This is a genomic window from uncultured Campylobacter sp., assembly GCF_938031315.1.
Lineage (GTDB): Bacteria > Campylobacterota > Campylobacteria > Campylobacterales > Campylobacteraceae > Campylobacter_B.
Map to the genome: position 1 here is coordinate 1 of NZ_CALHHT010000186.1, position 5,431 is coordinate 5,431.

Annotated in this window: 4 protein-coding genes and 1 pseudogene; all 5 read right to left on the reverse strand. The window is 48.4% G+C overall.

Annotation, left to right across the window (positions count from 1 at the left end; all coding sequences use genetic code 11):
* Window positions 1-575, reverse strand: a 575-nt coding sequence (locus Q0236_RS04885; RefSeq protein WP_297915662.1) for a cytochrome c biogenesis protein, incomplete at its 3' end; no start/stop codon positions are given.
* Between the two features lie 444 nt (window positions 576-1,019).
* Window positions 1,020-1,733 carry a hypothetical protein gene (locus Q0236_RS04890; RefSeq protein WP_297915664.1) on the reverse strand — a complete coding sequence of 238 codons (714 nt, stop codon included), beginning with the start codon at window positions 1,731-1,733 and terminating at the stop codon, window positions 1,020-1,022.
* A gap of 723 nt (window positions 1,734-2,456) precedes the next feature.
* Window positions 2,457-3,550: pseudogene (gene ychF / locus Q0236_RS04895) on the reverse strand (redox-regulated ATPase YchF).
* Window positions 3,551-5,011, reverse strand: a complete 1,461-nt coding sequence (locus tag Q0236_RS04900; RefSeq protein ID WP_297915666.1) for a leucyl aminopeptidase — start codon at window positions 5,009-5,011, stop codon at window positions 3,551-3,553.
* On the reverse strand, window positions 4,992-5,431 hold a 440-nt coding region (locus tag Q0236_RS04905; protein WP_297915668.1), incomplete at its 5' end, for a DedA family protein. The genes Q0236_RS04905 and Q0236_RS04900, both read right to left, overlap by 20 nt.

Sequence of the window (5,431 nt, forward strand, 5' to 3'; positions counted from 1 at the left end):
CCTAACAACAGCACTATACCCACAGCATAATACACAAAAGCAGGGGTGATAATTTTATCGCCTGTGGCATAGCTGTGCATACCTGTAAGGTAGAAATTCACACCAAAATAAGTCATTAGGATACTGCTAAAGGCAACAATGCTCATAAAGTTGAACGCCCATCGTCCACGCCAATGGGGTATCAAGCGCAGGTGTATCACCAAGGCGTAAATCATAATGCTAATCAATGCCCAAGTTTCCTTGGGATCCCATCCCCAATAACGTCCCCAGCTTTCGTTTGCCCACATACCACCCAAAAAGTTGCCTATGGTGAGCATTACGAGCCCCACTGTAAGAGCTAATTCGTTTACGATAGTGAGTTCTTGTTGTATAAGATTGATTTTATAAGCATTCTTTTGAGTAGTAACTATCATCAGTAGGAGGTTGATTACACCTAAGAGCATTCCTAAGGCAAAAGGTCCATAACTACCTACAATCACGGCAACGTGTAGCATCAGCCAATAGCTATTGAGCACGGGTTGGAGAGTTCCAATAGCAGGATCCATCCAATTCCAGTGAGCGATCATCAGTATCATAGCGGTTACAAAAGCGGTGGATTAGAGATACCTGATCTCGATTCTACGCATGTCAAACACAGACTGAGCGTCGAAATATGCGTGTCTGGGGGCGCTTGCACAAACTTCGTGCATTATTTCTTGCCATACAGACATGTAGAGGGCACAGCGGCTCTGCGTGGCATTTTTTAGCCGCGAAAGATTCGGCGTAAATTTTAAAACATAAAATTTGCGGCGGTATGGGCTAATTTGGCGGAATAAACGAGTAGATTATCAATGCCCGCAACGTAGTGATATGGTTTATTTATGTGGTGGGATTTTGCCGCTCGCCGTATTTTTATAAAATGGAATTTTGCAATTTCGCGGCGCATAAAATTTATAGCACGGCGCGAAATTCTGCTATGTAAAATTTGAAGCGACGTAATTATGAAATTCCGCGCTATGTATTTATGCGGCGGGGTAGCGCTATTTCTTACGACGCTTGCGCCACGATGAGAGTTTTTGCATACAAGTAGAGCAAACCAGATACGAACACACGAATGCGAGCACTAAACAAGAAAAGAAATAATCCCCAAAGCCCAAAATATCGCAAATATAAAGCAATACCGCAAGCGCGATGATAAAAACGGCAATAAAAAGCATAAGGAATATAGCAAAGTAGGTGCACGTCAAAAATATCCGTGTCAAACGAGGTGCGCGCCTTTCAATAGCGCGGACGATCGCATAAACGTATGCCAGAATTATCATCGCAACAAACGCAAGCCCCGCGCAAGTGTAGAAAAAATCGCCTAGGTTTGGGAATGCGTCTTTTGCGAACGCAAAATAGATCGCGTAAAATACCGTCGTGACGAAAAAGATCAGGCCGAACGTAATCAAAATGTCCCAAGCTAAAGATAGCGTGCGTTTTACGGCATCCAGCGCGCTCAACGCAAAATCGCGGGCATATTCCAAAGGCGTTCTGCGGCGCTCGACTTCCAAGGCGACGAGGCTGCCTAGATATCCTTGGTTGCAGTATTTTACGCGCACCAAATCGCCCTGCTTAAACGAGAACGACCTGCAACGCATACGAAAGCGAACGCCGTCGATCTCAAAAAGCACGAGCGTCTCGATCTCCTGCCTAAGGACGCGGACGTGCAAGTTTTCTATCCTGCCTTCGATATAGGGCTGCTTATTTCGCATAATCCTCCAAAATTAAGTTAAATTTAGCGCCGCTTGCTAGGCGCTGTTTGCTCGGCACTAGAAAAACCCGCTCATCTTTCCCGCAAGGCTCTGCAGCGCGACGGAATTCTACGCGACAAAATTCCGCGACTCCTAATTTCGTGCGGCAAGATGGACTAATCGCGAGCTTGATTTTGAAATTTTCGCTAAATTACGCCGCGCCTATCGGCGGCAAATTTAATACGGTTAGCTTTACGAGAGCAGTTCGCACCGCATACTAAACAAACATGTTTAAATTTAAGATCATAAAATTTAAAAATCGCCGGATATCAAATTACAAGCCGAAAATTTAAATATAGAACTCAAATGCTATCGCGCGCAGATACAGCTTTGAGATCTTAGTAAAATTTTGCCCTTTAAATTTACGCGCAGTTTTTGCCGTGTATAAATTTTGGCGCATTATTTCATAAGTATTTTTTAGACGTATTTTGCTAGGCGAATTTAAGCGCAAATCTGCGCGAGACGACTTTGTTCGCGTGAAATTTTAACGCAAACCAAGCCGACTAAATTTCGCCATGAAATTTAACGATGTTTTAGCGCACAAGTTTCGTTTTGTTCTAGCGATACAAATTTCAGCCGAAAGCCGCTGCTCCAAAAATTAAAATTTATTAAATTCGCGTTTGAGCTAAAATTTACAAAATTTAAAGCTAGCGCAGTCCGAATTTCAACGCACCTAAAACGAATTTAAACGTTAAATCTAAAGTGCATCACATCGCCGTCTTGCACGACGTAGTCCTTGCCCTCAAGGCGCATTTTGCCCGCTTCTTTCGCCCTGCTCTCGCCGCCGCACGCGATAAAATCATCAAATCCGATCACCTCGGCTCTGATGAACCCGCGCTCAAAGTCGTTGTGGATCACGCTCGCAGCCTTCGGAGCCTTCCAGCCCTTCGTGATCGTCCACGCGCGCACCTCCATCTCGCCTGCGGTAAAGTAGCTGATGAGGCTGAGTTTCGCAAAGGAGCGCTTGATGATGAGCTCCAGCCCGCTTTGCTGCGCGCCTAGGCTTTGCAGCATCTCGTGCGTCTCCTCGTCGCTTAGCCCTATGAGCTCCTCTTCGATCTTGGCGCAGAGCTTGATCACCTCGGCGCCGCGGGCGTTTGCGTATTCTCTTACGCGCGCGACATATTCGTTATCCTGCGCGATGCCGTCTTCGTCCACATTGGCGCCGTAGATTACATCCTTGGCGCTAAGCAGGCGCAGCTCGCGATTTAAAGCGATGTAGCTTTCGTCCTCTTTGAGCGCGAAATTTGAAGCGGGCTTGCCGTCGTTTAGATGCGCTAAAAGCTCGTTTGCCACGGCTAGCGCCTCTTTAGCGCCCTTTTGATTTGCTTTGGCCTCCTTGCCGAGGCGCTCGATCTTGCGACCAAGCTGCTCTATGTCCGCTAAAATCAGCTCGGTTTCGATGATCTCGATGTCGCGGATAGGATCGACGCAGCCTTCGACGTGGGTTATGTCGCCGCTTTCGAAGCAGCGCACAATATGAAGGATGATCTCGCACTCGCGGATATTTGAAAGAAATTTATTCCCCAGCCCCTCGCCTTTGCTTGCTCCGCGCACGAGGCCCGCGATATCGACGAACTCGATGGTCGAATGCACGATGCGACGATTTGCGCAAGTTTGCTGAGCCTGGCATCGGGCACGGGCACGACCGCTTTGTTGGGCTCGATCGTGCAGAATGGATAGTTCTGCGCCTGTGCGTTTTGCGCGCCGCTAAGAGCGTTAAATGTGGTGGATTTACCGACGTTCGGAAGCCCTACGATCCCTACTGAAAGCCCCATCTACGCGTCCTTCAACTCTTTGGCTAGAGCCTGCAAGAAATATAAGTTTGCTCTCACGCCCGCGCCCGTCGCGCCCGCGGCGTAATAGCCCCACGCCTTTTCCAGATACGCAGGGCCCGCGATATCAAGGTGCAGCCACTTGTCTTTATACTCGTCTTTAATAAATTTATCCAAAAACAGCCCCGCGGTTATCGCGCCGCCATACCTGCTGGAAGCGCAGTTGGAGACGTCCGCGATACTGCTTTTGATTAGCTCGCGCAGGTAATCGTTAAATTCCAAAATGCTAAATAGCTCGCCGCTACAATCGCTAAGATCTTTAAATTTACGCTTTAGCTCCTCGCTGTTTCCCATGATGCCGCTCGTGTATTCGCCGAGCCCCACGACGCAAGCGCCGGTAAGCGTCGCCATATCGATTAGCAGACCTGGCTCAAGATCCTGCGCGTAGCTTAAGCAGTCGGCTAGCACGAGCCTGCCCTCTGCGTCGGTGTTTCGCACCTCGATGCTCACGCCGCTGCGGCTAAGTAACACGTCGTCGGGTTTATATGAATCGCCGCCGATCATATTTTCGGTAGCGCCGATGACCGCATGTATCTCAAACGGCAGCTCGAGCTCGGCAGCGCCCTTGATGATGCCCATCGCAGCTAGCGCGCCGCTTTTGTCGCTTTTCATCGTAAGCATATAATCGCTCGGCTTCAGACTTAGCCCACCGCTGTCGTAAGTAAGCCCTTTGCCCACGAAAACGACGCGCTTTAGGCAGCGCTGCGGTTTATAGATCAGATGGATGAGGCGCGGTGGATGAGCGCTGGAGCGATTGACCGCCAAGAACGCATTCATATTCTGCTCGCGCAAAAAGTCCTCATCGTAAATTTTAACGCTCACGTCGTCGTAGTTCGAGGCTAAAATTTCAGCCTCGCTCGCCATCTTTTCGGGCGTGTAAATTTCGGGGATCTCATTGACGCCGTCGCGCGCAAAATTTGCGGCGTTTGCCATCACGGTGCCCTGCTGCACGCCGTAGTTCATCTTTTGCACGTCGGGGCTACTGCCGCCGTACTCCTGCGTCGAGATTAAAATTTCATTCAAGCTGGAGCTTTTCTTGTCGCTTTTGTATTTGTTAAACTCATAGCCGCCCAAAAGCACGCCCTCGACCATCGCCATCGTACTTCTGCGGTCGCAGCCGCATTTGTAAAAGGCGATTTTGAAATTTTTGATCGCGTAGCCCTTAAGCGCGTTGTATGCGCTCGCAAGCGCCGCTCGCAGCTTATCGAAGCTAAGCTCCTTGATTCCCACATACAGCCGCCCGCTCTCGGCAAGGAGCAAATTGCCCTCGCCTTTGTAATTAAAAAGCGTAAGCTTATCCGCGTCTTTGATAAATTCGTGGTTTAAATTTTTATCCACGACCAAAATCACCTCAAAATCGGCTGAGATTTCATCTATCTTTTTATCAACTATTTCTATTTTCATCTCTTTCCTTTCGTAAATTCATAAAATGAGTTTCCATCTTTTTAAACGCAAAATACAGCAGATACAAAAATCCTGCGATCAGCGGGATAGCGAAATACCAATGCTTCTCCGCAAGTCTGATGCCCTGCCAGATCTCCTCGCCGAAATACCACGCCAAAACCATCGTCGCCGCAGCCCAGCACCAGGCACTAACAAGATTTATGATCGCAAATTTTTTCGAGCTGTAGCGCGTGATGCCGATACTCATCGGGATGATCATCCTAAAGCCGTACATATAGCGCTGTAGGAAGATTATCGGCCAGCCGTAACGCTGCAAAAGCAGGTGCGCGATCGCAAATTTACGGCGCTGCTTGCTTAGCTTTTCGCTAATGTATTTTTTGTTGTAACGCCCGATAAAGAAATAAAACTGATCACCGCAAA

Coding starts and splice junctions, on each gene's coding strand:
- Q0236_RS04890 (WP_297915664.1), bottom strand. CDS start 1,733: ATGCGAAATAAGCAGCCCTATATCGAAGGCAGGATAGAAAACTTGCAC.
- Q0236_RS04900 (WP_297915666.1), bottom strand. CDS start 5,011: ATGAAAATAGAAATAGTTGATAAAAAGATAGATGAAATCTCAGCCGAT.